This is a genomic window from Pseudoalteromonas sp. HM-SA03 (assembly GCF_002289345.1).
GTDB lineage: Bacteria > Pseudomonadota > Gammaproteobacteria > Enterobacterales > Alteromonadaceae > Pseudoalteromonas.
The window spans coordinates 1-25,680 of record NZ_NSDG01000046.1; the positions used below are offsets into that span (position 1 = coordinate 1).

Below are 25,680 nucleotides of genomic sequence, written 5' to 3' on the forward strand. Positions count from 1 at the left end.
ACGATATGCAAGCTCCAGCAGTAGCAGAAGAAAAACTTAATTCACTGTCCGGAATTAGTTGACCACTACAATAAGTCTCAACTGTTCCCCAATCAAATACATCGTAAGCATATTTTAAGACAGGGAGCGAAGCGTCAGTCGTGACTTCTTGGCCTCTCGTTTCGGGTAACACCCACCCATGTTAATTCTTTTGGTCATTCTTTACCTTGCCAAAAACCACATGTACCAGCATAGTATCGTTCGACTTTAGTTGAATTACCCACACACCAAAACCAGATAAATACCAAGAGCCAACATCAGCCTTAAGCCTAGCCCAAGCTTGCTCTAATCCGATTGGCCCACCATACATTTTCGAAGCGGATCCGTCTGTATAAAACTTTTTATACATTTCAAAAGCATCTTTATTAGGTGCAAACAATCTTAATCGATTCGTTTCAATCGCCGGGATCATATCGGATATTTCTTTATTTTATGGCTTAATACTGGTGTATAGGCTAGGCGAATAATACTGTATATAAAAAATAGTTACCTAGTATCAAGCGACAAAAGATCCAGCAATTATCTAAATCGATATAGATAAGCTTAAGTGCCTGTCCTTTCAAAACTTATAATATAACTAGATAACCATTAATATCGCATCTGCGATGCCTAAGGTGCCTACATAGAGTAAATAGCAAGCTGTTAGTGTTAGATCTTAGCCGTTGTCCTAACACTACCAGCTATATAGATATGCGTTATTCGAGCTTTAGTTAATTAAAGTGGATGTCCTTCAAAGTGCGTTTTACAAATGGTGCTTTAGCTTTTCCGTACTCATCTTGAGAGGCTATACCTTGTGCTATTACTAACTGCTTCTGAGTTTCATATTCCGCACGCGCGTCAGGGTTACTAAGCATATATGCTTTAAATTTTTCTTGCTTTATATGTTCTTCACTCCCTTTTTCGATAGCATGAGCATGCACTTGAAACAACTCACCTTGATACACCACCGCGATGTCTTTTCTAGGTCGAGTATCAGGAAATGGATTATCGCTGTGCTGATCTTTAAAGCCTAAATTTTTAAGATGTTCAACAGCTTGCGTTAATTGCCCGGGTTTGTATAACACAGAGATATCGATAATCCCTTTGCCGGCAACCTTAAAAGAGCTTGAACCAAAGTGTAGAAATTCAAGTTCAGGGTGTGCTAATGCCACCATCACTTCTTCTGCCACTTCAACAAATATTTCACGCCATGGATTAAAGCTAGCTGGGACTAATTGGTAAGGGACGAATTCAATTTTTGACATGCCTGTCCTTTTAAGTTTCTTTTAAGTTTCTTTTAAGTTTTTATATAAATAGTTAGAACCAATAAACTGGGTAATGCCGCTTGGGGTTGCGCGACATATTGTTCACAGACAGCGCGACCAATAACATCAGCACAGCCCCCACCAACACGGGATAAAATGCGTACATATATCCCAAGTTATGAACAGACTCACCACCAATAATAGCAATTAGCGCAGTCGCTCCACCGGGTGGATGCAAAGTTCGAGTAAAGTGCATCACGACAATTGAAAGCGATACTGCAAGCGGTGCTGCAAACAGACTCTCTTCTCCGAGCAAAATAAAAATGCTGACGCCTAGTAAAGCAGAAAAGAAATGTCCGCCCAGTAAATTTCTCGGTTGAGAGAACTCTGCCATAGGAGCGCCATAGAGTAAAACGGCAGTTGCACCAAAAGAGCCAATGAGCAATGCACTGCCAACACCATATGGTAAAGCGAGGTTAGAAATAACCGTGATCAACAAGATCCCTACCATTGCACCAACCCATGACCAAAGGATTTTCTTAAGCGGCTTTCTTGGAGGGCACATACCTTTGGAGGCCATTCTTTTAAAGTAAACTTTCATACTACCTAACAATCTTCGATATTTATCAATGTCATTTTGCTAACGCTTGTATCGTGTGTACCGCCCGCTTAGCATCATTTACGGGTACGAAAATATGATCATGATAAAAGCCAGCAATTACATTCGCGCTAATATCAACACCTTTCAGTGCATTAGAAAATGCAGCCGTTAATCCCACGGCTTCTAAGCTTGAATACACTTGCAAAGTAATTTTATTCATCACACAGCTGTAATCCAACCCGTGCTCGTCTGCCATTTGCTTGGTGACCACCAGCGTTAAACCCTCGCTCTCCATAAAAGTAGCAATTGGCTCGAAAGTTAGGCACTCAGCAAGGCTTTTTTGTACTGTACAAAATACATGAGGTGTTTCATCAAGCGTCGGCGAAATGTCTTTTAATAATTGAGATAAATCGCTAATACCCGTCATAATTACCTCCCGATGTTGATGATAAATCTCGACTAGGCTCAAATGCATCGTAACGAGGAAGCGACGCATCTACGTCGTCCCAATTGGCTTTTGAAGAGACAAAATTATGTGATATTGGCCGCTCTTTGATATCCGAGTCCAAAATGCCAAGCCTTAATCTCACCCGCTTTGGATCGCTTTCATTCGAACTAAAGATTGGACTTGCACAATGTTTACAAAAGTGGCGCTTTCTTCCAGGTTTAAACTCGAAGATGTTTAGTGCCTCTTCGCCACTGAGAATCACAAAATCACTCCACAGCACAAAGCCATTAGTGGCATAAGCTGTGCCTGTAGACTTGCGACATAAAGAACAATGACAATGAATGATATCGCTGATTGGTCCACGGATCTCAACTTGAACCGCTTTACACAAACAACTCGCCTTGTAAGCCATACCTACCCCTTTGTGTTTCTGGTGATCCAAGTATCCAATTGATTGGCGAAATTTTGCTTATCAGCTTGAGACAAAGGTGGTGGCCCTTGAGTTTGTACGCCGCTGGCACGCATCGTGTCCATAAAGTCACGAATATTTAAGCGAGATTTTATGTTTTCTTTCGTCAGCAATTCACCGCGCGTATTGAGTGCGGTGCACTTTTTCTCAATGACTTCATCTGCGAGTGGAATATCGCCGGTAATAACCAAATCACCTTCATTAACGCGCTTCACGATTTCGTTATCCGCAATATCAAATCCCTTTGGGACTTGAAGCTTTTGAATAAAAGGAGACGGAGGCGTTTTTAGGTATTGATTTGCAACCAATGTAACCGTGGTAGAAGTACGCACTGCAGCGCGAAACAGCATTTCTTTTATCACCACGGGACAGGCATCGGCATCTACCCATATTTGTTTTGCCATAACAACTCTTTTAAATTTAAATTGGCTAGAGAATACTAAATTTAGGGATTAGGTTCACGCCTAAAATGAAACTCGTGTTCATCGTCATCAAACTGCACAAATCCCAACTTTTCGTATAAACGCTTCGCGGGATTCGCTTTAAGCACCGTCAATACCCAAGGCAATGTTGAGTGGGTTTCTATCAAGCTTTTAATGACTTGTGCACCGAGCCCGTTTCCTTGTTGCTGGGGCTCTATTTGCAGCTGAAAGAGGTAATAGTCATGTTCACGTTGCTTAAACTTGGCCAAGCCAACACACTTTTCGTTCACGTATATCAAATGTGAGCTTGGGTATTCGTATAATACTCTGGCTTTATGTTCAGCGTCAGTCAAACACAGTCTGGCATTTTCTAAGTGCGGCACCATGGTCGCTTTACGCAGCGCCACTAGGTAGTCAAAGTCACTTTCTTTTGCCTGTATGAAGCAAATCTCATTCGTCCTCAATTTCGAATATTCCTTTTGCGTAAAGTACACCAAACCCAGATACGATGACATTCGTATCAGTCACTTCACAAAATAGCTCACCGCCACGTTTTGAAGCTTGATGCGCATGAAGTTTCTGTTTGTTTAGTGCTTTTGCCCAGTATGGCGCTAACCCGGCATGAATTGAACCGGTAACCGGATCTTCATCGCCCCCGTTGGCGGGCCAAAAGTAGCGCGACACAAAATCAACGTCATCGCCTTTTGCTGTCACCACTACATCAAAAGGCGCAAGGGTTTTCAGTTTATCGCTGTCGTACTCACAACTACGAACTTGCTGCTCAGTCTCAACAATCACAAAGTATGCTTGACGATTTTTAAGTACCTGCGTTGGTGTTACGTTAAGCCCTTCTAATAGAACGTCGGGAGCTTCAGCTAACTCAGGGGCTAAGCTCGGAAATTCCATCACAATGCGACCATCACCCTCTTGCTTAACAGTGAGTGTTCCAACTTCTTGGGTTTGAAATTTTATCTCACCTGATTTTCCCTTGTGATTGAAGAGCACATACGCAGCGGCGAGCGTTGCATGACCACAAAAGTCAATTTCAGTTATTGGAGAAAACCACCGGATCTCATAATGATTGTTACCAGCATGCTTCAAAAAGGCAGTTTCGGAAAGGTTATTTTCGATGGCTATCTGCTGCATTAGGGCATCGCTAAACCAATTTTCAACCTCAACGATTGCAGCGTTGTTACCACCAAAACGTTTACGCGTAAATGCGTCAACCACAAAATACTCAACTTGCATCTTTTACTCCTTTCAGAAACACCTAAAAACACAGTATAATTTACTGTAATTAGAAGCGAATACAACTTAAATAAACGTGTATGGAGGTTGATCTGTGTGGCCATGATGCGCGTAGTTAAAATGAGTAGAACCAAGTCGAGGCTTATATGTTTACAGATGCTACTTTATCAATCTTATGCTTATATTCATTAGCAATGTTTGTCACTAGCCTGCTAATGATAGCGACAGCCCCTAAAACTGATGATGAGAAACGCAAACAAACCATCACCGAGTACACAATGTTTGCACTTGCATCTGTTGCGGTATTTTTTGTGTCGTTTTACACGCTGTAACTGCCAGCTGGGTCATCTCGATTGATGGCCCAATACCATGTCCTTTAAGGCCTATTTTCCACTTTCAACCATTGTTTTTATCTTTAACGCCTTTTCAAAGTGGTCTAGTTCGTGAGTTTGTATCCACCAAGTCGCCGCTTCCATAAGTAGTGCAGGGTCCGTGTTTTTATTGGCAAAAAAAGCGTAAAATGATACGCCAACGTTATCGCCTTTTTGTGCGATTTTTTTATCACATACTTCTATTATCTTGCTTCTTAGTGCCGCGCGCATTTTTCGTTAAATCCATACATAATGTTCTGCGGTTAGTGTACCACCAACATCATCAGTATTCACCACTCCACGCGGCTCTACACCTTTACGGTTGATTATCATTTCATCGGTGCACAAGATTAATCTTCTTCACAAGTTTCCCCCTCCCTTACGTCTAGTTCGGTGAAACTATTTCTAAACGTAAAGGCATAAGTCGAATCTCCAAAACGACGCAGGTAATCGAGCCTTTCTTTGGCCTCATCAAGTGTCGGGATGTGGCCCTCTTCAACCCACCATAACACGTAGGTTTCCTGTTCAGCGCGATGAAACCATTCTTTTTTACGCGCCAAGAATTCCTTATGCGCGGTTTTAAACATAAAATCTTTGAGCGCTTGCTCCGACTGCCATACAGACATATTCACGATAATATTTGGATCATCAAACGCCTTAATCTCTGTTGCATTACCGGTTTCATCTTTTAAGCGCCAAATAAAGCCAGGGCTTTGCTCTGCGAGTAAATTAATGCGGTCTAGACTTTCTACAAAGTATTGAATTTCTGGCGCATCCATTTGGTATTTAGCGGTGGCTATATTGAGTTGTGCTAATTGCATCGACGGCTTTTCCTTGTGGTGAGTTGCTACATTCTCCCAAACTTCACAATCATACTACTGTTTGCTCGTCGCCAAGTTAAGACAAAATTTAACCAAATAGAGATTTTTTCACCTTCTACATTTCTGGAAATGGATGCATATTAATGTATTGCACTATACGAGGTGCACTTGCTGTATTCGCACTGCCACCATGGGGTAAAAATTGATGCCAAATCACCATATCTCCTGCATTGGCTGCAATTGCTATGGAACCCAATTGATGTAAGTATTCTGTATTTGGAATACAGGGATCCCATGGGGCAGTTGCAAGCCATGACTCTAGCTTTGTATGAAATCCTGGCACAACCGTTGTCGCCCCCTGCTTTTCTTCAGTGTCTGATAGATACAAAATCCCTTGCGTGCCAAACTTGAGTTGCTTAGAGAAATCTAAATCCCAATGTAGATCAGGACCTTGAAAGCTAGATTGCGCAGTTTCAGGCGGGTTGAACCCACACTGATCGGCTGAAACTATCAGTTGTTCGCTTTGCCATAACTGACTAAAGGCCTTATGAATTCTCATTGAATTCCGATTGTCTTCCAGTGCTTTATGTTGTACCAAATGCACCATACTGCGACTCATTTTTTCTTGGTTAACCTTATACCAAGTCTTTGGATCTGCTAACTCAATCTCCAAATAGTCTTGGATGGCGTTTCTCGCATTGGCGCAGCCTTCAGCACTCACTGCATTCTTAACGATGACATAGCCGTTGTCCTGCCAGCATTTCAGGTCGTCCTCAGTGAGTACATCCGGCATATTTTGAACAGCAACTATTTTTTCTTGATAACTGCCGGGGCAAGGCATATGACAGGTGACATGTTTTAGCAGTGCTATTTTTTCACTACTTGGCTGAGCGATTGTTACAATTGCATCAATAAAGCTATCGTAATCATGAGCATATTGAAACTGTAATTGATGTGCTTGAGATTGACTTAGCCCAAGTATGTCAAAAGTCGCTTTATATAATTCGAACTCGACAGACTCTCCCTGCTGCTGTTTATTTGTAAAAGTATTGTTGGCCTGAAGCCAGATTTTTTTAAGTGTGGATAAATGATAAAGCGCTAGAGCAAGGTTTACATCGCACATTATTTTACAACCATCCTTTAAATTAGAGTTATGCGTTGCCTCCTTAAAATTTTATTACAAAGACGTTTTTTTTCAATTTTTACCGCTTACACCTCATTACACTATACGTATCACTAAACATGAGGATCCAGAAATGAAAAGAGCAGACTACTTCAATCAGGCACCTGAACTTATTCAGCACTTATTGGGACAAGAGGAATTATTAAAACAGCAAGCCCACGCAACTTTTGGAATCACAATATGGGAGCTTGTTAAACTTAGAGCATCACAAATCAATCAATGCGCTTTTTGTATTGCAATGCACACTAAACAGGCACTAGAGTATGGTGAAACCACTAATCGAATTATTGGATTAAGTGCATGGCAAGACATGCCGTTATACACCAATAAAGAAAAACTGGCATTAGCGCTTTGTGAAAAGCTGACAAACGCACAAGTGATTGATGATGCTTTTTATCAAACACTCAATGTAGAATTTGATGATAAAGAATTGACCACGTTAACTATCGCTATTAATGCCATCAACAGCTGGAATCGGATCGTGAAAATGTTTAAGCCAAATGTAGAGTTCAATGAGCACAGAACTAACGCTTGAATTAATAAACCCAACAGGTGAAATCGCTAACTATGTGCAAGCTATCTGGTTTGCACAATCACATAAGCGCGGAGAAACTTGGCTTCCAAGCGACGGGGCAACTGGATTTATTTTCCCTCTTCGTGGACTCGTTAGCTTCAATGACAATCCGCTCACAGCCCCCTTTTATCTGCAACCAATTGCCATTCAGTCTAGCAAAGTCAACTATTCTGAACAGGCATGTTTTTTCGGGATCCGCTTTAAACCCGCGGGACTGGCATTTCTGAAAACGCTGCAACACCCTATAGCAAATCCCAATAATATATTGCCCTTGTTGAACACGCTGCAAACTAGTGCCAATCTGACAGCATTACTTCGACTTCTAGAGCCGATATTGAATATGCCAATTCCTCGACAGAATTCTATCCTACATACCCAAATACTCCTTGAGCATATTGTTTCAATGACCCCTTTAGAGCAAGCATATGCTCAAACTCCGATCGGAAAACGGCAATTAGAGAGACAAGTTAAAACACATTGTGGGATCACCCCTAAACATTTAGCTCGCATTTATAGAGTTCGATTGGCTAAACAAAAACTGAGAGAAACACCTGACATTAACATCGCTCAACTCGCGCTCGATTGCGGCTACGCTGATCAATCTCATCTTATTCGCGAGTTTAAAACTATCTTTCAGATCACACCGGCAAAATACACAAAGCGACTAAAAGCTGCAGACACAACGTTACCTGCAGCTCGGTAAATTTTTCAACGACCAGCAATACAAAAGCAAGGTGAATTTATTACTATTTATTCGCGCAACGTGCTACCAAGGTTTCGCTTAAAAATTGATTTACCTCGGTTTGCACTTTTTTGTTAAAGCTATAGTGACCCGAGTTAAGTGCGATATGTTTAAATGGATGAGAAAAACTAGCTTCGCGTAAATCAGCTTCAATATATCCGGCCATTTTGTACGATGGCCAAATTTCATCGTGTTTGGCAGAGACCAGTAGCACTGGCCCATTGGTGTTTTCAACCGGGATGCGAGCGGCTGCAATTGCTTCAGGCGTTGCCTCTGCCAATGCAGCCTCAAAGGCAGGTGTAAACTCTCCCGTTACGTTCCCCTTTTGCATTTTCCATGACAACAGGGGTGCATCAATGTAGTCCAGAGCATTGCCGCTAAGCATCCAACTCGAGCGAGAAGACAAGGTCTTAACAGCATTCCAGCTTACGTGACTAGGCATGACGGACACTACATGGTTTATCTCATCAAAGTGCGCACCGAGTAATAACGCAAGCTCCGCTCCTTTAGAAAAACCATACACCGCCACGCAATTTGGGTTTATCTTTGGGTCTGCACTCAATGCTTTTATCCGTTTGGCTATATCGTCCAAAGATAATTCAGCTGCACTGCTCGATGTATTTTCAGTGCCATAATAACCAAGTGCAGCTACTGAGACACCAATATCATTAAATCCATCTAAAAATGGTTTCCACTGAGGATTAGCGAGTGTATTCCCCCCTTCGCTGCCACCTAACACCACAACCAATGGATGAGTCTGACCATCATCGATAAACTGACGTTTAACATCTGGTATAGTCGTGTTTGAGCAGGCCGCAAGAAGCCCTACCAAAGAAAATGGCATTATAGTTTTCATCATTTTATTACCTTTTTTGAGTTAGCTGAGCCCTATGTTGCTCAGTTGTTGTTTGAGTAGTTTTGCACCGCCCCGGCTGGTCACAACTTGTAAATTGCTATCTCGCAACTTGACAAGGTAACCCCCTGTAACCCAGCGTTCAAACGCCGTTATCGCGCTTTGGTTTACAATGGCATTACGGTGAACTCTTAAGAAATGTGTTGGCAATTGCTGTTGGATCTCCTCAAGGGAGCCATCAATGGGATATTGCTGTCCATTACTAAACGCAATGGCTTGACCGTATTCTAGCTTGATAAGTTCGATACTGCTGACATCAATTAGTGAGGTTTTCCCCGCCACCTTACTCGTTAAAGTAGCGGCGAATCCTGTCGCGATAACACGATTGACTCTTGATAGCGCCAACGCTAAGCGTTCAGTACTATACGGTTTGAGCAAATAATCAACCGCGCCGAGCGTAAAGGCCTCAACCGCAAACTCACTGTAGGCCGTGGTAAAAATTATCGCACCTGCAAACCCCGTTCCTTGAAGTTTCTCGACCAAAGTAACACCATTGCATTCTGGCAAGTTAATATCGACAAAGACAATATCTATCGCAAGTTCTCGATATGTATCAAGAAATACTAATGGCGTGTTACAAGTCAGTACCAAGTTGTGCTTGGTGATCTGGCTAAGTTGTTCAGTTAATTTATCAATGGCTGGTTGCTCATCTTCCACAATGGCAATGTTCAACATTCCTTTGCTCCTCGTGTGAGTGAAAAGCTGACAACCGCACCACCTGTGTGCATGTCGTTACCAAGCCTAAGTTCAGCATTTTCTTCTAACTTTAACCGTGAGCGCGTGATCGAAAGACCGAGTCCCGCATCTGACGAACTCAATATGTCCTGCTCCTTAAAGCCCACCCCGTTGTCACTGATTTTAAACACTAACTGGTTAGCTAACTTTTTGATTGATACATCAATGTGAAGCGGCCTACTGTTGCCATGTTTCACTGCATTTTCCAAAAGCGGCTGTAAAATCATTGGCGGTATTACTTCGCTCAATAATGCATCGTCGATATCAAAGTCGATGATAAGCGCATCCCCAAACCGGCTTTGCTCTATCTCGCACCATTGATTTAGTGCAATTAGCTCATCGGCAACGGACACTTTGCTCGGTATTTTTCCGCTTGTCACAGAGTGCGTTAATGAATATCTTAATACCGCAGCGAGATTATGAACCAAAGACCGTGCTGCTTCTGGTTGATTTGGTACAAAGGCTGCAATTGTGTTGAGGCTGTTGAACATAAAGTGCGGGTTTAACTGACTGTGTAATAACTTAATTTCAGCAAGTTGACGAAGCTGTTTTTCTTGTTTCAACAACTTTTGGGAAAGGTAGAACTTAATCACCACAAAAATACCGCTAGACCAAGGCAGTGCGATGGTTAGCGCCTCAAACAGTGAAAATGCATGGGTATTTAACATTCCACTTCTGAGTACACCCCAACATAAACAGCCCATTACCATCAGTCCGTAAAAGCCGATATATTGCAGCGGCCAATTGCCTATCTTGAAACGGATGATGAGTACGTAACTTATCACCATAGGTAACCAGTAGAGGAACACAACCGCCAAAATAGAAGAAAGCGCGATATTTGCCGACAAAAACATGCCCCGCTGCACCCAATCGGTAAGACTGATAGCAAAACTTATTGCGGCAACGATGGCTAAAATTGCGAATTGTTCATTTCGCTGCAATGTGAGATTGACCATAATCAATACAAATAGTGACGGAATACGTTCATGGTACGCATTTAGCGTCGAAAAGCACTTTGAATGTTGCTGAATGGTCGCTTTTCAATGCTAAATGGTTATCTGTATTAGTCCACACTTTTACATCCAAGTTAAAGTGCTAAAAAATAGATTAACTTGCTTTAAATCTTAAACACTTGAGGCTGCTTTGCTCATCAATGTCTTTAAATTCAGGTGGGTTTTGTAAACGTTCAACAAATGTGAGCGTTGGTGCCTCTCTGGTCATTTCATCAATCAGAAATTGGCTTGAAACATCGGGAGAATTCACACACGCCAACACTTGGGCATTTGGCGTAAGTAACTCAGGAAGCTTTCTTAAAATACGTTGATAGTCTTTGGTCAATGCAAAGCTGCCTTTTTGAAAGCTTGGCGGATCAATTACGATAAGGTCGTACGGCCCATATTTACGCACTTTTCCCCAAGATTTGAATAAATCATGGCCTAAAAAAGACACCTTACTGAGGTCGTGTTCATTGAGTTGATGGTTGACTCGGCCTTGCTTGAGTGCCGCTTTTGCCATATCTAGATTCACAACATGGGCAGCACCGCCCGCAATCGCCGCGACGGAAAACCCACAAGTATAAGAAAACAGATTAAGTACCCGAGCCCTCGCTGACTGAGCTTTAACAAACTCACGACCCAAACGCATATCTAAAAACAGTCCCATGTTCTGCTTTACGCCAAGCTTTAAGCCATATTTAAGTCCATTTTCTTCAACGATGGGCATAGCAGTTAATTCACCATACAAAACCTCAAGATCTGAGTCAGGCAAATAACGATGTTGCAGCAAAATAGCAGAGAGCTTTCCGTTAAATGCTTCTGTCTCCTCAAGTGATAATAATGCCTGCTTTAACGACGCAATAAGGTCAACGTCGTGCTCCTTGAATAAAGAGACTAAGAGCTGACCTTGTAACCAATCTACTGTGATTTGTTCAAGCCCTTCATAACAACGACCACGTCCATGAAATAGACGCCTAAGCTCGTTTGGTACTGCTTGGGTTTGCAAATGATTAAGGAGGGTCGATACAGGGTTTATTGCTGTCATGTCGGTGTCTGGTTATGCGTAAAGTTCGGCATTTTACTTGTTACTTCATAGCAAAAGCAAATGCCTAAGGCCTGCTTATCTTTCACGTTTATTTTTTGCAGCAAAGAAAACCGGTCCTATGGACGCCACAACATCGTTGTTGCCCCGCTAAAACCAATTAACCAATTGAGATAAGAAAAATCTTCGTGATGGGAGGCAACAAAGCCCATTCTCATATAAAGCTTTTTTGCCTGGGGATTAGAATCAATTACATCAAGTCGTAATGCGTGAAACCCGCTTTGTTTGGTATAGCGCTGCAGTGCCACTAGAAGCGCAGTGCCAACACCTTGCCCTCTGACCGATTTTGCAACAGCGATGCCGTCCATCACCACTTCATTCGGCGCAGGCTTTCGCTCAAATAGGGTAAACACCGCTGCGGCTTTAACCCCGCCTAGCAAGCCTAATTCGTCAATAAGTCCAGTAAAGCCCATATTCGATGTAAACCCGCTTTTGCCATATTGAAAGCCCGCAATCCCCACTAACTTGCCGTCTACAAAGGCAGCAAAAGAGTATTCTGAGATGAAGCTCTTCGCGATAATAGTGACCAGCTTATTGCGATCCGGCACTGCAGCTTTGAATTTGCTACCAAACGCGTCAACATAAAGCTCAGCAGCCGCTTGTGCATACTCAATGTCCCATCCTTGTGTTATTTCTATTTCCATACTTTACCTCAAGCTAACGTATCGACTTCAATATTAGGTCAAAATTAGCTTAGGTATGAAGTTCGAATTTGTAAAAAATTCGAGTCGATTATGCATGTAACGTAATCGTTAGTTTGCGCCATACACGTTCAACGGGTCCCACCTTAAAGAATCGCCCGTAAATCACATTTAATAGCAGCTGCCCTGCCATAATAACAAGCCATAAGAGCAAAAGCTCACTGCGACTTAGCGTATTATGTAATCCAAAGCCATAAAATATCACCACCAATAACAGTGACTGTCCAATGTAATTGCTCAGTGCAAATCGACCCACTTGATTTATCGCCTCCAGGGGTTTGAATCGATGCAACCAACTGTTATATAGCAAAGATAACAAAACCAAGTAAACAATCGCTTGCAGCTCCCGGTTAAGTACGATGACCATTTGTTTAGCGTAAGACAACACTGGGATATGTGAACTTTGCAGCCAATGAAAATAACGAGCTTGAGTGGCATAACACGACACCGCAATCAAGCAAAGCAGTGCCACAACCGCAAATGGGCTAAGTTTAGTCTTTGAAAACAATCCCCATTGAAACAGCTGCGAGCCTATCAGCATCATCATTAACGTGGACCAAAAAATACTTGAATAAAACAGCTTACCTGTGTGGACCTGCGGGCTGTCAAAGTTTTCCTGCCAATACTCAGATAAGCTTGGCGTTTCTTCCAAAGTACGATGGGTGGGTGTCCGTGGTTCGGTTTTATTCCGCCACCGATTAATCGCTTTTTGCTGGTCTCGTGTGCGAGACGCTTCGTCCACATTGAGTGCTGCTTGGTAAGCATCGTATTGGGCGATGGTGCGCTCTGCTCTGCCAAAACCTGCAACTAACATAAACGCCAAACAAATTACAATGCTGACTTTGATGGCCCGGGTGCCAAGTAATATGATGGTGGTGGCAATCATTCCTATCACGGCATAGTGATAGAGAATGTCGCCACTCCAAATGCAATAAGCATGAACAAGGCCGAGTATAAATAAAGCCACTAGCCTAGCCGCACTTAATTTAATAGCAAATTCAAATGGCTGTTTTTGAAGAATAATGGTGAGACCTGCGCCAAATAACATCGCCAGCAGTCCGTAAAACTTGCCCTGAGCAAATACATAAACCCAGTACCTTACCTCACTGTCTATATCCGTCATAAAGCCATGTTGGTAACTGCCCCATGGATTGGGATAGGCAAAGCTTTCGATGTTGATAAGTAAAATACATAGGATTGCTATCCCGCGAATAAAGTCGAGGCTGTTAATGCGATTTCTTTCAGGACTAGTCATCGGCATTACCTATGCGGCCCGACTGTCCATCATGGTGAGCAAGCTTTGTGTTTTCGCTATCGAGCAGTGTGGTAATTTGTGCAACCTGCGCGCTAAATTCATCAAATTGCGTGTCACTTAGCTTGGTGTTTTTTGGTTGTTTTAGGGTGAGTGGATTGATGGCTTTTCCGTCTTTATGCACTTCATAATGTAAGTGACGCGCCTGCGACAGGCCGGTATTACCAAGATAGCCAATCACGTCTCCTTGCTTTACTCGCATCCCAGCCTTGAGGCCGTTCGCAAAGTCATTTAAGTGAGCATAAAGTGTTTGATACCCTTTACCGTGATCTAACACTACGCGATTACCAAAGCTGCCGCCCCACCCAGCTTTGAGTACTTTTCCAGAACCCGCAGCCATAATAGGCGTACCAACAGGCGCACCAAAATCGATCCCTTTGTGCATTCGGGTGTAGCCCAATACCGGGTGATGACGTTTACCGAAGTTTGACGATAACCGAGCACCGTTAAGCGGAGTTTTCATTAAAAAGCTTTGCGCGAGGGTACCATCTGGGTGGTAGAAAGCGGTCGTTCCGCCATTATCAGTAAACCGGTATAAGCGATATTTTTCTTTTCCTGAAAGTAGCGCAACATGTTGTAATGCTGAAGGTTTGGAGATTTGCTTGAGTATATCTTCGGCTGCCACAAGCTGCTGCTCTTGAAATACGAAATCGATTTGATCGCCAGCGTAAACTTCTCTTTGAAAATCGACAAGGTGAGATAAGGCCACGATACTTTGATTGATAATGTCATTGGGTACCCCGATTTTGCTGGCGTCCACAAAAAAACTAGAATCTATGCTTGTCGATAAACGCTTTGTTTGCGTGACGGTTTCAAGCTCACTTAGCGATGCATGCCAGTGTTCATCTACTCTTTTAATCTCAATAACCTGTGCAAATGCATATTCAAAGCGGATCTGCTGTACTTGTCCGTCTACAAGCTCTGCTTCTATTAACTGTCCAGCCTTGAGTTTAGTCAGTGATGTCCACGTACTCACGGCTTGTTCCACCAGCCAACTATCGCGGTCACTGAACGCAAACTCACTTAAAAGATTCGCTAAACTCTCACCCGATTTAAGTTCAAGTAAGCGAACATCTTGAACTGGCTTTAGCTCCTCTGTGATTTGGATTTGGGCCGCGACTGAGTCTTCAGCAGATCCATTATGTACAACAGCTTGGCTTTGTTCTGCTTGCGCCGACACAAGGGTGTTCTCTTTCGCTTTATTAACCGAATGTATCTGCTCGGGTTGTTTCGAGCAGCCAAAAGTTGCCATCATTGCAATGGCGATAGAAAGCTTTTTAATCATGTTAATTTTCCAATAAGGTCAACGGATCAATGCGCGTGTTGTTATGCAGAGCTTCTAGATGTAGATGTGGACCAGTGACTCGACCGGTTTCACCTATGGTACCGATCACTTCTCCTTGCGATACTTGCTCACCCACTTCAACATCAATGCTATCAAGGTGTGCGTAGAGACTTTGATAACCATTGTCATGATGGATCAACACCACTTTACCGTAATTCTCAGGCAAGGTTTTATCATCAGCAATCGTGACCGTACCGCTGGCAACCGCCATCGCAGGTTCACCAACGCCGCCAGCTAAATCCAGTCCTTGATGTGCTTTATTGTGACGAAAGTTCGATACATGCCCAAACCTTGACGTTATTTCAGGGGTGGCGACTGGGTATGTCCATGTTTTACTGACCATTGCGGTTCCCATTGTCCACTGAATATTGCCATAGGCTAAACCTGTACTAAGCAACACAAAAAACCCTATCAACACAAGGTTACTTGGCTTCTTTTTAGATTTAAGAATAACGCTAAAACGCTTTTTATAGTCATCTAAAGTCAATGAATTAGACGCAAAACTTGCAGTCATATTCATCGTTTTCGGCGGAGCAGCAGCCCGTTTTAAAGAGTTCATTAATGCTTTGCTATAAGCCAAAGGCTCAAGGCTATGTTTCGCTATCGTCACCTCATCACAGCGATATTCCATCGCTCGAATAAAGCCCAGTTCCATTTTTGCAATAAACGGATTAAACCAAGCAAGCGTCGCGAATATTCGCCAAATTACGACAGCAATGTGATCGCCTTTATCTATGTGGGTTAACTCATGCAGAATAAGTGCTTGCTGTTCTGCCTTTGGTAGCGTGTCAAATTCCACCGGCAAATACACTTTAGGTTGCCACAGTCCGAACACAAAAGGAGAGCAAGTAATTGGCAATTGATAGCAACTCCGTGCGCCGAATTTTATTTTTGAGGCGGTACTACAGAGGCGCGTTACTCGCCAATACTGTCGCCCAAGTACCAAAAAATGAGCAATAAGTCCAACGCAATAGACTATAAATACAGCCATGAGCGTCAGGTTTAGCCAGTCAGACCCAACTTGAGTGCGCTTCGTCATTGCCAGCAGCGGCTCTGCAAATTGTTGTAAATTGGCATTAAACAATACGGCTGGAATCGCGTTGTGTTGCCCCATGTGTTCAAGTGGGATCCAAGGCACAAAAGTCACTGCCAACACGCCCCACCAAAGTCCTTTATTCTGTACATACCGAGCAGAAAATTTCACTCCAAGCGCGTACGTTAAGCCACTAAGCGCCATCCACAGCAAGACCGAAAGTAATATTAGTTCCATACCCTACTCTTTATCACCTTGCGTCTTAGCTAACTCATCTAACATGGCTTCTAATTCATCTAATTCATCCGCTGCAATTAACTTACTATCTGAAAACATAGCGACTGGAAGTGGCTCATCCAACTCCATGATTTGCCTAGCAAACTCTTGGGCATAAAGTGCAAGAGTCGGTACCTTCGCAAGGACAGCTGAGTATATTTTTTTATTGCCTTGCATTTGCTCGGCGAGATAACCCTTTTCACACATTCTCTCAAGGGTTTTTCGAGTTGATGAGTAGCTCCAGCTGAGCTTTGAGCCTATTTCTGTGTGAATTTCTTTGCCCGTTCTTGGCTGTTCGCGCCAAAGGATCTTTAAAACGATTAGTTCGGTTGAGTTTGGTTTCATTGTTTTTCTCACAACTGCGACATATGTCACACATTAACAAACAAAAAAGTGCGACACAAGTCGCACATTGTGCTTTTTTAATTTTCACAACGAAAAATGGCGATACTAGCAGCACTTATACTTCAAGTTGATATGTAAAAAATGAGTTATCTGTAGTGCTAGAGCTAATTAATATTCGCCATAAATTATGACTGCTAATTGTGTTTCCCGTCATTGCGCTTGCCTTACTGCTTGGATATGCTTTTAACCGTTACGCTCACCTTGAGTCAGAAGCAGAACCTCTATACGCCGATCGTGTTGTGCCCTAATAGCATACTTAACGAGTGACAAAGCCTCCGTTAACAAACAAAGTTTGCCCAGTCGTCCAGCGTGATTGCTCCGACGCAAGATAAAGCACCGCAGGGGTAATATCGTCTACTTGCCCTAGTCGGTTCATTACACTTGCAGACTGCAAATAATTAACGGTTTGCTCGTTTTCTTCGCCATGGAAAAAGTCAGTGTCAATTGGACCTGGTGCGATGGTATTGACGGTCACTCCTCGATGTCCGATTTCCTTTGCCAGCGCACGAGTGAAATGCTCAAGTGGTGCTTTTGAGCCAGCATAGAGCGCATAATTTCCAGTAAATGCTGCCAGCAGCGAAGTGCCCATATTAATGATCCGACCGTTATCACGAATATGTTTAGCGGCTTCTTGCATCACAAAAAATGCTCCTTTACAGTTGATCCCAAATAGCCTGTCAAAATCTTCCTCGCTATACTCAACAAACGGTTTTTTACTGATAGTACCGGCGTTATTGATAACGATATCTACGCCGCCAAACTCACTAATAATATGCTCAAATATATTCATTACCTGCGCTTTATTGCTGACATCTCCGTGTACTAGCGTCGTCCTAACACCCAGCGCTTCAACTTCCTTCTGAGTTTCAAGTGCTTGTGGTTTAGAATGGGCACTATGATAGTGAATGACAAGATCAGCGCCTTGCTTTGCCAGCGCAATAGCAAAATCCTTCCCCATATTTTTGGCTGACCCAGTGATAAACGCGACCTTACCTGTTAACTGCTTAGACATACCTATTTCTCCTACTTGAAATATTCAATCGACTTTTAGTGTAGCTAGGTGAAAGGGATACAGGTATAGTGATTTTAGTCATTTACTAATTGCATTTTTTACATCCGCTATGAAATCGATTACTGAAGAAGATTTGTTTGTTCTTACCGTTGAATCTGGCAGCCTCAAATCTGCGGCTGAAGTGATAGGTACCGATCCCTCCTCGGTAAGCCGAAAGCTCGCAAACTTAGAAAGTCGATTAGGAGTAAAGCTTTTACAGCGCTCCACCAAGCAAACGGCCGCAACTGAGGTTGGGCTTGAGTATTATAAAGGCGTAAAACAATTGCTAGATGAAAAAAGGGAATTAGAAGAGTCAATTTCAGGCACCTCGGCACTGCCTTCTGGTACATTAAGGATTGCTGCTCCACACGACTTTGCAGAGCGCTTCATTGCTCCTGTGGTACAAACCATGGTAACCACCTATCCAGCTCTCAATATCGAGTTACTGCTCGGCAGTCATTTCGAAGATCTCAAGGCTAAACAAATCGATATTGCAATTAGGATTGGCAAACTGGATGATTCCTCCTTGATTTGCCGACAACTAGGCCATGTACCACGGGTTTTGGTGGCCTCTAAATCGTATATTGAGCGCATGGGACAACCGCAACGCTTTAGCGATTTAAGCAAACTGGATTTTATCTTTTACAATAAACCTAAGCTTGGTGATCAACTCATTCTCGGTAAAGGCCTGCATCGTGAAGCCGTTGCGGTAAGTGGTAAACTCATCGCCAACAGTATTGCAGTGCTAAAAAATTGGGTAAACGCTGGCCTTGGTGTGCATTACGGGCCGCTATGGGCATTTAAAGATGAATTAGCTATGGGCAGTTGTGTACAGCTACTACCTGAACTACACGACGAAAGTTATCCTATTCACGCACTGTACTTGTCGAAGCAATATACTCCCGCAAAGGTACGGGAGTTTGTTGAGCTACTGACTTCAACCTATCAGCAATACCGCTTCGATTGAATCAAACTAGCCAATTTCAAACGAAGTTACACCGAACACTCGCGTTAACGGCAAATCGGGGCGTTCAGCGGTGTACATTCTTGCGGTTTCAAAAGAAAGCGACATCTTGTACTTTTGTGCAAGCGTAACAGCAGCGGCATTTACTTCTGGCACATCCAAGTAAATGGCCTCAGTTGCTGATACCTTGGACCTAAGCGCTAAGAAGAGCGTCTCTGCAAGTTCTACGCTATCAGCGTAAAGAGGACCTATTTTATAGCCTACGTGACAAGGGCGGATCACACCTATGGCTACAAGTGTGTCATCCTGTTTAGTGCCTAAAGCGTGGCAATTTGGCTGGTTAATCCAAGCGTCAACAAAGGCTACTCTTTTTGCTGGGAAAAACGTACTGTCGTAAGCAATGACCTCTTCTATCGGTAATCTTTCAAGTGCCACTAAGTTTGTGCAATCAGGCGTTTCGCCTCCACCCACTCCTTCGTAGCGAATATTGCGATAGGCGAGCTTAAAACCCGATTTTTTGTAATTCTCTTGCTGCGCGACCACTCCATCCAGTGCGACGTTACAACCAGCTAAATATCGAAGTCCTGCTTGCCAAATCTGCATCCCATAACCCTGACCTCGATATTCTGGTTTAACAATATAAAAGCCTAAAAAACCAAATGAATCATCGTACTTAACCACCGAAATCGAAGCGATAGGTTCATCGCCTAGATAGCCAATTAAAAAGCCATTTGGATCGGCTTGATAGTAGCACTTAGCGTCGCTAAGCCCAGGGTTCCACCCTTCTTGCAGAGCCCACTTTGCTGCAATTTCTAATTCAGTTAAATCCATTACTTTTATTTTAAATGTTCTATTTTCCATGGCGTATCTACTTTTCTCACCTGATGTAGTTTGTATTATAGCGGACAATCCAGCACTGCAATGGCCCTATCATAAGCATGATAAGCTACAAATTTGGAGAAAATATAAAGGACAGGCACGCTAACGCCCGAACTGTTATTACACTGATTGATTTTCCACACACATCGCTATATGGTGTGCACTAAATACAATCCTAACGTATTAATTACCAAAAAAATAAACCATAAAAAGGAGTTGTTTTATGGCCCTCTACATTAAAGATTCGGCAGTTTCATGCCCAGCGATAAAAGTGTTACAAGCGACTGATTTTTACAAGCCATTCCCGAGTAGCCAAGATGTCGCGTTTAACGACAATCAGCTATTACCAATAGGACTACTTGCCTATTCAAAGTTAGACGCAAACAGTGATGACAATGTACTTATCGCATTACCGATTTCTATGGAAATTTTTGATGGCGACCTTCCTTATATCTCCTACTCACTGACAGACAATGGGTGGCAAGTTGACGCTCACAATGTTGACAACCTAAGTGAAGAGAAGGAGGATTTTGAAGACTATAGCGAATACTATCAGCAAGCAGCCAGCTTCTACGCCAAACATCTACGACTTAACTACTCTCTTGACGAAAATGATGAAAGCGTTCCGCTCTTTGAATTCGGTGGCCAACCCATACTCGGTTGCAATTGGGACGCCTATTTGTGGGATGAAGAAGGTGATGATGAAACGCGCTATTTTGACGCTATGGATGAGCAAAGTGGCGAGAACTACAGCCACTACTCCACTCGTGAAATTGGCTTTTTTGATGAAGAGCATGACGTAGATTTTGCCTACCTTGGCACCTTCTGCTTCTCCACATATTTTGAGGGCGGTGGCGAAGGGATTGTTTTTTATAGTGCTAAACACAAGAGAGTATTGGTTATCGCTGAGTTTTCTTAAGTTCAATTAAGAAGCTTAGCTGTATCAATTAAACTCTCTCAAGGCACGATAACGGAAGTCACCGTGCCTTTTCATTGTGTGTTGGGTCAGGTCAACAACGACCCTAAGCAAACTTTAAGTGAACCGATACACCCGTTTCGCCACTTTCAATCACCACCTCCACAGAAAACTTCTCACAAAGACGCTTTACTAGCGATAACCCAATGCCAGTACCTAAACTATTGGGACCCCGCATGCCAGACTCAAAGGCTTGCTCGTTTACCGTAAAGATCTCTGGTAACCCTTGGCCATTATCCGCAATCGTTAGTGTATTATCTCTGTAACGAATATGAATTTGCTCACCTTGGCTATGATGTACAGCGTTCTGTAACAGGTTTTGCACTACCAATCTTAGCTCCTGCGCGGCCATAGAAACAAATACATTGGCGGGTAAGTCGATAGTTAGGACTTTGTGCTCAAACAGCGCTTGATTATTGATAATGCACGCTTCAATCACGGATTGTAGATTAGTCTGCTCCAGTGTATCGGCTTTTTCCCGGGCAAGGGCAAGTAGCGTCTCTAGTGTTAGCTGCATCTGCTGATCAGACTCCGCTATCCTTGCCACCAACTCCTGCTGTTTACTATTTAACTCGGTGTGGTTGAGTAAACTAACCGCCCCTTGGGAAATGGTGACAGGTGTTCTCAATTCATGGGAAATATCTCTGGTAAATTGGCGTTCACGCTCAACGAATGCTCGAATGCGAGTAAGGGCCGATTCTAGCGTTTGTGCAAATTTACCAATTTCATTTTGCGAAAACTGAGATGCAAAATTGGTCGGTAGGTTTTCAACGGGACTCGCCTCTACAATTACCATTAGCTCATCCAAAGGTTTAAGTAATTTTTTTGCCAGCTTTACCGTACCGAGTGCTAACAATAACGCAATGATTAATCCAATCGCCAATAAGGTCAGTGAAAAACCAAGCATCAAGCCTCGCAGTTCGCGCACCACAAGATGGCCGCTTACTTCAGCAAGCAATAAGCCTTGTTCACGGTCATCCTTGTTTAGAAAGGCGATATGATAATGTTTACCCGCCTCAGCACTAAACTCTTTACGGTTTGGTTCCTCAGCGAGTAGCGTTCTTACCACCGCAGGTAAAGTGTCGGTTGTTGGATGAAATGTGACGAAGTCAAAATGCGGTTCTGGTGTCTCGTTATTGACGATTTGAAGCGCTATCTGCTTTCTTTCATCTTCTAAAATTTGATAAAAAAAGCTGTCTTCTATAATGTAGCTGAAAAGCAAAGTGATCAGTGAAAATAATATACTGAGCAACACGACGATAGAGACAAAATAAGTGATGATGCGGTTTCTTAGTTGTTTTGTTTTCATTTTTCTCAGTTGCAATTTCAGCTATAAATCCAGCACTAAGCCAACGCTGTGAATGGTTTTAATAATGGCAGTTGGAAATGGCTTATCTACCGCTTTACGTAATTGGTAGATATGTGACCGTAAAGAATCCGAGTCAGTGCCCTCCTCGCCCCAAATACGCTCAACAAGCTCACTCTTTGATACCGCTCGAGGATAACTTTCCATCAAAATTTTAAGAATATTGAACAATATTGGTGGTAACACGAGTGCAGTCTCACCCCGCGTTACTGTTTGGTTTTGGTAATTGAGCGTAACCTGTTTATCTGCGTTCCCCACGCCAAGTGTTCTTGTAGCAGGTGTGGGATTTAGTCGACAAGTTAATGCGCTGATTCGAGCTGCTAGCTCCTCTAGCGAAAAAGGTTTGGTGAGGTAATCATCCGCACCCTGCGCAAATCCTGCTAATTTATCGTCCAAGGTATCTCGAGCTGTTAACATGATGATGGGAATATGCCTGTCGGCTTGAAGCCTTAATCGCTGACAGACCTCAAGCCCTTCAATATCTGGCAGCATAATATCTAAAATAATACAGTCAAAATATTGCGTTAATGCAAGCTCACAACCCTGCTCTCCCGTATAAGCAAAGTCCAGATTATGTCCCTGCATATCGAAGTAATCGGCTATATTACTTGCAATCGCGGGGTTGTCTTCAATCACTAAAATATTGAGTTGTGAGCTTGCTTTCATTAATACCAGCCTTGTAGTTTTTTGTAGTAGCCTTCTGGCAAGAGATGCCCACCTTCAATGACTACGTGATGTTTTTGCTCACTCGCAATGGCTTCAAATAGTGCTTTATTTTCACGCTCGCTGGCGTATTCATCGTCATCAGCCGAGACCAACCACACCTTGGGAGAATCAACTGCCGTCGCAAAATTTTTAATCGCCACTCGTGCCACAGCGTTAGTCAGGTAAGGTGGCACAATTGATAATACATTATCTACTCGTTTATCCAGCGCCGCTAGAATTAAACTGATCTGACCTCCCATGCTATATCCCGCAACACTGATTTGGTCTAGATCAAATTGCGGCTGAGTTGCAATCCAATCAAGCAATACTCGGTGGTCTTTTACCGAATCAATAATTAACTTTTCGTACGGCTCGCGCTTGCCCCACCAATCTAAATCATGCATAACTTCAATAATATTATGCTCAAGATTTTTACGCTTACCATGATTTCTTGAATCAATGGCAATCACAGCATACCCGTTTGCTAGTGCCATTTTGGTAAGTTCATCCGTTTGCTCAAACGTATCACGCCCCTTAAAGCTCTCTTGTATCCAGCGTACATCACTTCGGCCCATACCGTGGACACCCACCATAACGGGCATTGGTTTAGTCGCGTCGTAATTACTTGGGTAGAGAATATGACCATTGACTTTATCGCCATCAAACGTCGTGTACTCAAGCACAAAGTGATTGGTTTTTAATGGCGATAGATTTACCTCCACCACTTTTTGCTCATAGCTATATATTTGCGTTAATTCCTCCGGCGTAACGCTGTATGGCTTTAATCCAAATACTGCGTACCAAACAGCGGCAACGCCCGCGATAATTCCAGTCACTACTAACATTGCTTTTCTCCAGTTTTGCTTAACCATAAACTTTCTCTTTTAGTGCAATCAGATTCTCTGCCGTACCATGCTTTTTAAGCGCTGCTTCTAATGTGGATTTTGCACCAGGCATATCATTTAGTTTGAGCTGTGCATTTATTAGTGCTTCGTACAGCATGGGGTGATCGATATCTGCAAGGGTTAATTGCATCAACTCAACGGCCACGGCAAGTTGATGAGCAGTTTGCGCATGCTGCGCTTGATATAAACCAGAGATCCCGAGCAACATAAGATCAAACGATGACTTATCCGCTAAATAACGCGCCTTCGCTTTGCTGCTATCTGAAAAGAATTGCTCTACCAGTAAAATACTTTCATCGTCTTTGAATCGCGGTAACTCGCTTACCGTCAGACCTAGTGCCGCAACCATCGCTTTAGCAGTATCTACCGTAGAAAAAGGGTTTTGCCCTGTGATCAATTGACCGTCAATACTTACCTGATTCAACATCAACCCGTCTTGCACAAACGATGCACCACGTTCAATGAGTTTATCTTCAAGTAGGAATGGAAACTGTTTGGTCCATTTTTTACCAAACGCTACTTCTTCTTCGTTAGTAAAACCATTTACTCGCTTACCAGCGATTAAGTACTCGCCATTTTCAAGCTTTACACCTACCAATGCCGCAGGACCATGGCACACCGCACCAATTACGCCGTTGTTAACGTAGATCTCGCGAATAATTGCCTGTAACGGCTTGGAATCATGCAAGTCAAACATTGGGCCTTTACCCCCAACCACAAACACAGCATCGTATTGCGCGGGCTCTAACTCACTCAGTCTTTTAGTGTTTTTAAGCTGCGCCATCGCAGTCGTATCATTACTGTATGCTTGATTATAGGATTTGTTCTTATCGAACTTATCTGCCAACGGTTCACCGCCCTTCGGCGAGGCTAACGTGACTTTTACGCCATTTTGTTTGAACACGGCATACGCTTTACTGAGCTCGTCAAATTCAAATCCAGGTTTGCTTAAGGTGCCATCAGCACCCATTTCGCCATAACTACTGAGCACCATGAGCACATGAGGTGTGTTTTTATCTTGTGCAACCGCATTGATTGAAGTTGCTGATAAGGCAGCAATGAGAGATAAGGTTAATAGTGATTTGTTCATCATTCTGTCCTCGGGCCTGTTGACCCTTGTGTTGTTTTGTTACAGACACTTTATGCGGACAGGTGTGAAATGGATGTGAAGTCAATTCACATGATTTAAAAAGCGAAAAACAGTTAATTATGATGTTAAAGGCTTTGGAAATTTTGCTCTTACGTCGTCGATTAAGCGCTTGCGTGAGCTACGTTCACGCTCATGAGGCGCAAATAAGGCACTGACCTCATCCAATAAATCAACCACTTGGTGAAGGTTGGTTAGTTCATCTGAACTCAAGTGTTCATCTCTTGCCAAATACTCATTGATGATAACGATGGCGGCTTCTTTATTTGCAATATCTTCAGGTAAACCCGTTTTAGTACAAAGTCCGTAAATACCGTCAAGGAAGTGTTGCCACTCACTTTCTAAGTGCGCGTCGATGTTTTTATTCAGTTTTGCATCTCGCGGATTAAGGCCTTGCGCTTTTAATCTATGCAGTTGGTTTTTATAACGTTTACTAAAGAGTGTAAAGGCTTGTGCTTCATCCGTTACTTGTGATACAGCACCAAGCCACACTAAAGCGCCTTGCGGATAAAATTCTAGGCAGCTTTCATCACTGTGCTCGCCAAAGAAAGAGTCACATTCAAGCTTTAATGCTAACTTATAGGCGGCCTTTGGCATTAAACGCTTTTCAATTAACGTAGTCAATTCAAGATGAGATAACTGCGACTCGCGCAGCAAAGTCTCTTTGGTAATAAAATGCGTCTGCAGATAGTTAAGTAGTTCCATATG

Annotated in this window: 32 protein-coding genes; 5 read left to right on the forward strand and 27 right to left on the reverse strand. The window is 43.0% G+C overall.

Annotated features, from left to right (window positions below; translation table 11 throughout):
* Positions 1 to 181: 181 nt before the first annotated feature.
* The 8 genes from CKO50_RS08665 to CKO50_RS08700 all read right to left on the reverse strand — a co-directional run bounded on the left by CKO50_RS08665 (position 182) and on the right by CKO50_RS08700 (position 4,471).
* Complete coding sequence (locus CKO50_RS08665) at positions 182 to 451, reverse strand: hypothetical protein (protein WP_095727830.1); 270 nt, start codon at positions 449 to 451, stop codon at positions 182 to 184.
* Positions 452 to 749: 298 nt separating this feature from the next.
* A complete protein-coding gene (locus CKO50_RS08670; protein WP_095727831.1) occupies positions 750 to 1,283 on the reverse strand; it encodes a GrpB family protein in 534 nt (177 codons plus the stop codon).
* Positions 1,284 to 1,335: 52 nt separating this feature from the next.
* Positions 1,336 to 1,884 carry an HPP family protein gene (locus CKO50_RS08675; protein ID WP_095727832.1) on the reverse strand — a complete coding sequence of 183 codons (549 nt, stop codon included), beginning with the start codon at positions 1,882 to 1,884 and terminating at the stop codon, positions 1,336 to 1,338.
* 31 nt (positions 1,885 to 1,915) lie between these two features.
* Complete coding sequence (locus CKO50_RS08680; protein WP_095727833.1) at positions 1,916 to 2,311, reverse strand: ACT domain-containing protein; 396 nt, start codon at positions 2,309 to 2,311, stop codon at positions 1,916 to 1,918.
* A complete protein-coding gene (locus tag CKO50_RS08685; protein ID WP_095727834.1) occupies positions 2,298 to 2,744 on the reverse strand; it encodes a GFA family protein in 447 nt (148 codons plus the stop codon). The genes CKO50_RS08680 and CKO50_RS08685 overlap by 14 nt, the downstream gene beginning before the upstream one ends.
* A 2-nt stretch (positions 2,745 to 2,746) precedes the next feature.
* A complete protein-coding gene (locus CKO50_RS08690; protein ID WP_010371749.1) occupies positions 2,747 to 3,205 on the reverse strand; it encodes a YaiI/YqxD family protein in 459 nt (152 codons plus the stop codon).
* A 41-nt stretch (positions 3,206 to 3,246) separates the two neighbouring features.
* Positions 3,247 to 3,687: a GNAT family N-acetyltransferase gene (locus tag CKO50_RS08695; protein ID WP_095727835.1), complete on the reverse strand. Its 441-nt coding sequence runs from the start codon at positions 3,685 to 3,687 to the stop codon at positions 3,247 to 3,249.
* Positions 3,674 to 4,471, reverse strand: a complete 798-nt coding sequence (locus tag CKO50_RS08700) for a PhzF family phenazine biosynthesis protein (protein ID WP_095727836.1) — start codon at positions 4,469 to 4,471, stop codon at positions 3,674 to 3,676. The genes CKO50_RS08695 and CKO50_RS08700 overlap by 14 nt, the downstream gene beginning before the upstream one ends.
* Positions 4,472 to 4,617: 146 nt before the next feature.
* Here CKO50_RS08700 and CKO50_RS08705 point away from each other — a divergent pair, with 146 nt between their 5' ends.
* Positions 4,618 to 4,803, forward strand: coding sequence for a hypothetical protein (locus CKO50_RS08705; RefSeq protein ID WP_010604566.1), 186 nt, complete (start codon positions 4,618 to 4,620; stop codon positions 4,801 to 4,803).
* Positions 4,804 to 4,854: 51 nt separating this feature from the next.
* Here CKO50_RS08705 and CKO50_RS08710 read toward each other — a convergent pair whose 3' ends face one another.
* From CKO50_RS08710 to CKO50_RS08720, 3 genes are all read right to left on the reverse strand, one after another.
* Positions 4,855 to 5,073 carry a DUF6500 family protein gene (locus tag CKO50_RS08710; protein ID WP_095727837.1) on the reverse strand — a complete coding sequence of 73 codons (219 nt, stop codon included), beginning with the start codon at positions 5,071 to 5,073 and terminating at the stop codon, positions 4,855 to 4,857.
* A 119-nt stretch (positions 5,074 to 5,192) separates the two neighbouring features.
* Positions 5,193 to 5,663, reverse strand: a complete 471-nt coding sequence (locus CKO50_RS08715; RefSeq protein WP_095727838.1) for a DUF3291 domain-containing protein — start codon at positions 5,661 to 5,663, stop codon at positions 5,193 to 5,195.
* Between the two features lie 115 nt (positions 5,664 to 5,778).
* A complete protein-coding gene (locus tag CKO50_RS08720; protein ID WP_095727839.1) occupies positions 5,779 to 6,786 on the reverse strand; it encodes a phytanoyl-CoA dioxygenase family protein in 1,008 nt (335 codons plus the stop codon).
* 133 nt (positions 6,787 to 6,919) lie between these two features.
* Here CKO50_RS08720 and CKO50_RS08725 point away from each other — a divergent pair, with 133 nt between their 5' ends.
* Together CKO50_RS08725 and CKO50_RS08730 are read left to right on the forward strand one after the other, a co-directional pair.
* On the forward strand, positions 6,920 to 7,381 hold the full coding sequence (locus CKO50_RS08725) for a carboxymuconolactone decarboxylase family protein (protein WP_010371767.1): 462 nt from the start codon (positions 6,920 to 6,922) through the stop codon (positions 7,379 to 7,381).
* On the forward strand, positions 7,359 to 8,123 hold the full coding sequence (locus CKO50_RS08730) for a helix-turn-helix domain-containing protein (protein WP_039495644.1): 765 nt from the start codon (positions 7,359 to 7,361) through the stop codon (positions 8,121 to 8,123). The genes CKO50_RS08725 and CKO50_RS08730 overlap by 23 nt, the downstream gene beginning before the upstream one ends.
* A 43-nt stretch (positions 8,124 to 8,166) precedes the next feature.
* On the opposite strand, the gene CKO50_RS08735 is transcribed toward CKO50_RS08730, so the two are convergent.
* From CKO50_RS08735 to CKO50_RS08780, 10 genes are all read right to left on the reverse strand, one after another.
* On the reverse strand, positions 8,167 to 9,021 hold the full coding sequence (locus CKO50_RS08735) for an acyl-CoA thioester hydrolase/BAAT C-terminal domain-containing protein (RefSeq protein ID WP_095727840.1): 855 nt from the start codon (positions 9,019 to 9,021) through the stop codon (positions 8,167 to 8,169).
* Between the two features lie 18 nt (positions 9,022 to 9,039).
* Entirely contained in the window at positions 9,040 to 9,750 is a 711-nt protein-coding gene (locus tag CKO50_RS08740) for a LytTR family DNA-binding domain-containing protein (RefSeq protein ID WP_010604559.1), read from the reverse strand.
* Entirely contained in the window at positions 9,744 to 10,766 is a 1,023-nt protein-coding gene (locus CKO50_RS08745) for a sensor histidine kinase (protein WP_095727841.1), read from the reverse strand. The genes CKO50_RS08740 and CKO50_RS08745 overlap by 7 nt, the downstream gene beginning before the upstream one ends.
* A gap of 151 nt (positions 10,767 to 10,917) precedes the next feature.
* Positions 10,918 to 11,850, reverse strand: coding sequence for a class I SAM-dependent methyltransferase (locus tag CKO50_RS08750; RefSeq protein ID WP_095727842.1), 933 nt, complete (start codon positions 11,848 to 11,850; stop codon positions 10,918 to 10,920).
* 116 nt (positions 11,851 to 11,966) lie between these two features.
* Complete coding sequence (locus tag CKO50_RS08755; RefSeq protein ID WP_095727843.1) at positions 11,967 to 12,551, reverse strand: GNAT family N-acetyltransferase; 585 nt, start codon at positions 12,549 to 12,551, stop codon at positions 11,967 to 11,969.
* Between the two features lie 88 nt (positions 12,552 to 12,639).
* The gene (locus tag CKO50_RS08760) at positions 12,640 to 13,863 is read right to left on the reverse strand and encodes a DUF418 domain-containing protein (RefSeq protein WP_095727844.1); all 1,224 of its coding nucleotides are present in this window, start codon (positions 13,861 to 13,863) and stop codon (positions 12,640 to 12,642) included.
* Complete coding sequence (locus CKO50_RS08765; RefSeq protein ID WP_095727845.1) at positions 13,856 to 15,205, reverse strand: peptidoglycan DD-metalloendopeptidase family protein; 1,350 nt, start codon at positions 15,203 to 15,205, stop codon at positions 13,856 to 13,858. The genes CKO50_RS08760 and CKO50_RS08765 overlap by 8 nt, the downstream gene beginning before the upstream one ends.
* A 1-nt stretch (position 15,206) precedes the next feature.
* Entirely contained in the window at positions 15,207 to 16,535 is a 1,329-nt protein-coding gene (locus CKO50_RS08770) for a M23/M56 family metallopeptidase (RefSeq protein ID WP_095727846.1), read from the reverse strand.
* Between the two features lie 3 nt (positions 16,536 to 16,538).
* A complete protein-coding gene (locus tag CKO50_RS08775) occupies positions 16,539 to 16,919 on the reverse strand; it encodes a BlaI/MecI/CopY family transcriptional regulator (RefSeq protein WP_095727847.1) in 381 nt (126 codons plus the stop codon).
* Positions 16,920 to 17,235: 316 nt separating this feature from the next.
* Positions 17,236 to 17,991: an SDR family oxidoreductase gene (locus tag CKO50_RS08780; RefSeq protein WP_045989452.1), complete on the reverse strand. Its 756-nt coding sequence runs from the start codon at positions 17,989 to 17,991 to the stop codon at positions 17,236 to 17,238.
* Between the two features lie 109 nt (positions 17,992 to 18,100).
* Between CKO50_RS08780 and CKO50_RS08785 the strand changes: the two genes are divergently transcribed.
* Positions 18,101 to 18,997: a LysR family transcriptional regulator gene (locus CKO50_RS08785; RefSeq protein WP_095727848.1), complete on the forward strand. Its 897-nt coding sequence runs from the start codon at positions 18,101 to 18,103 to the stop codon at positions 18,995 to 18,997.
* 6 nt (positions 18,998 to 19,003) lie between these two features.
* Here the strand turns inward: CKO50_RS08785 and CKO50_RS08790 are convergent, their stop codons facing one another.
* Positions 19,004 to 19,855 (reverse strand): GNAT family N-acetyltransferase, encoded by an 852-nt coding sequence (locus CKO50_RS08790; RefSeq protein ID WP_095727849.1) that lies wholly within the window; start codon positions 19,853 to 19,855, stop codon positions 19,004 to 19,006.
* Positions 19,856 to 20,096: 241 nt separating this feature from the next.
* Here CKO50_RS08790 and CKO50_RS08795 point away from each other — a divergent pair, with 241 nt between their 5' ends.
* On the forward strand, positions 20,097 to 20,792 hold the full coding sequence (locus CKO50_RS08795; protein ID WP_095727850.1) for a hypothetical protein: 696 nt from the start codon (positions 20,097 to 20,099) through the stop codon (positions 20,790 to 20,792).
* A 103-nt stretch (positions 20,793 to 20,895) separates the two neighbouring features.
* On the opposite strand, the gene CKO50_RS08800 is transcribed toward CKO50_RS08795, so the two are convergent.
* The 5 genes from CKO50_RS08800 to CKO50_RS08820 form a co-directional block, all read right to left on the reverse strand.
* Positions 20,896 to 22,158 carry a HAMP domain-containing sensor histidine kinase gene (locus CKO50_RS08800; RefSeq protein ID WP_095727851.1) on the reverse strand — a complete coding sequence of 421 codons (1,263 nt, stop codon included), beginning with the start codon at positions 22,156 to 22,158 and terminating at the stop codon, positions 20,896 to 20,898.
* 21 nt (positions 22,159 to 22,179) lie between these two features.
* The gene (locus CKO50_RS08805; RefSeq protein ID WP_095727852.1) at positions 22,180 to 22,881 is read right to left on the reverse strand and encodes a response regulator transcription factor; all 702 of its coding nucleotides are present in this window, start codon (positions 22,879 to 22,881) and stop codon (positions 22,180 to 22,182) included.
* On the reverse strand, positions 22,881 to 23,792 hold the full coding sequence (locus CKO50_RS08810) for a dienelactone hydrolase family protein (protein ID WP_095727853.1): 912 nt from the start codon (positions 23,790 to 23,792) through the stop codon (positions 22,881 to 22,883). The genes CKO50_RS08805 and CKO50_RS08810 overlap by 1 nt, the downstream gene beginning before the upstream one ends.
* Positions 23,785 to 24,918 (reverse strand): type 1 glutamine amidotransferase domain-containing protein, encoded by a 1,134-nt coding sequence (locus tag CKO50_RS08815; RefSeq protein ID WP_255229505.1) that lies wholly within the window; start codon positions 24,916 to 24,918, stop codon positions 23,785 to 23,787. Before CKO50_RS08815 ends, CKO50_RS08810 begins: the two co-directional genes overlap by 8 nt.
* A 114-nt stretch (positions 24,919 to 25,032) precedes the next feature.
* Positions 25,033 to 25,677: a DUF6058 family natural product biosynthesis protein gene (locus CKO50_RS08820; protein ID WP_095727855.1), complete on the reverse strand. Its 645-nt coding sequence runs from the start codon at positions 25,675 to 25,677 to the stop codon at positions 25,033 to 25,035.
* Positions 25,678 to 25,680 lie beyond the last annotated feature (3 nt).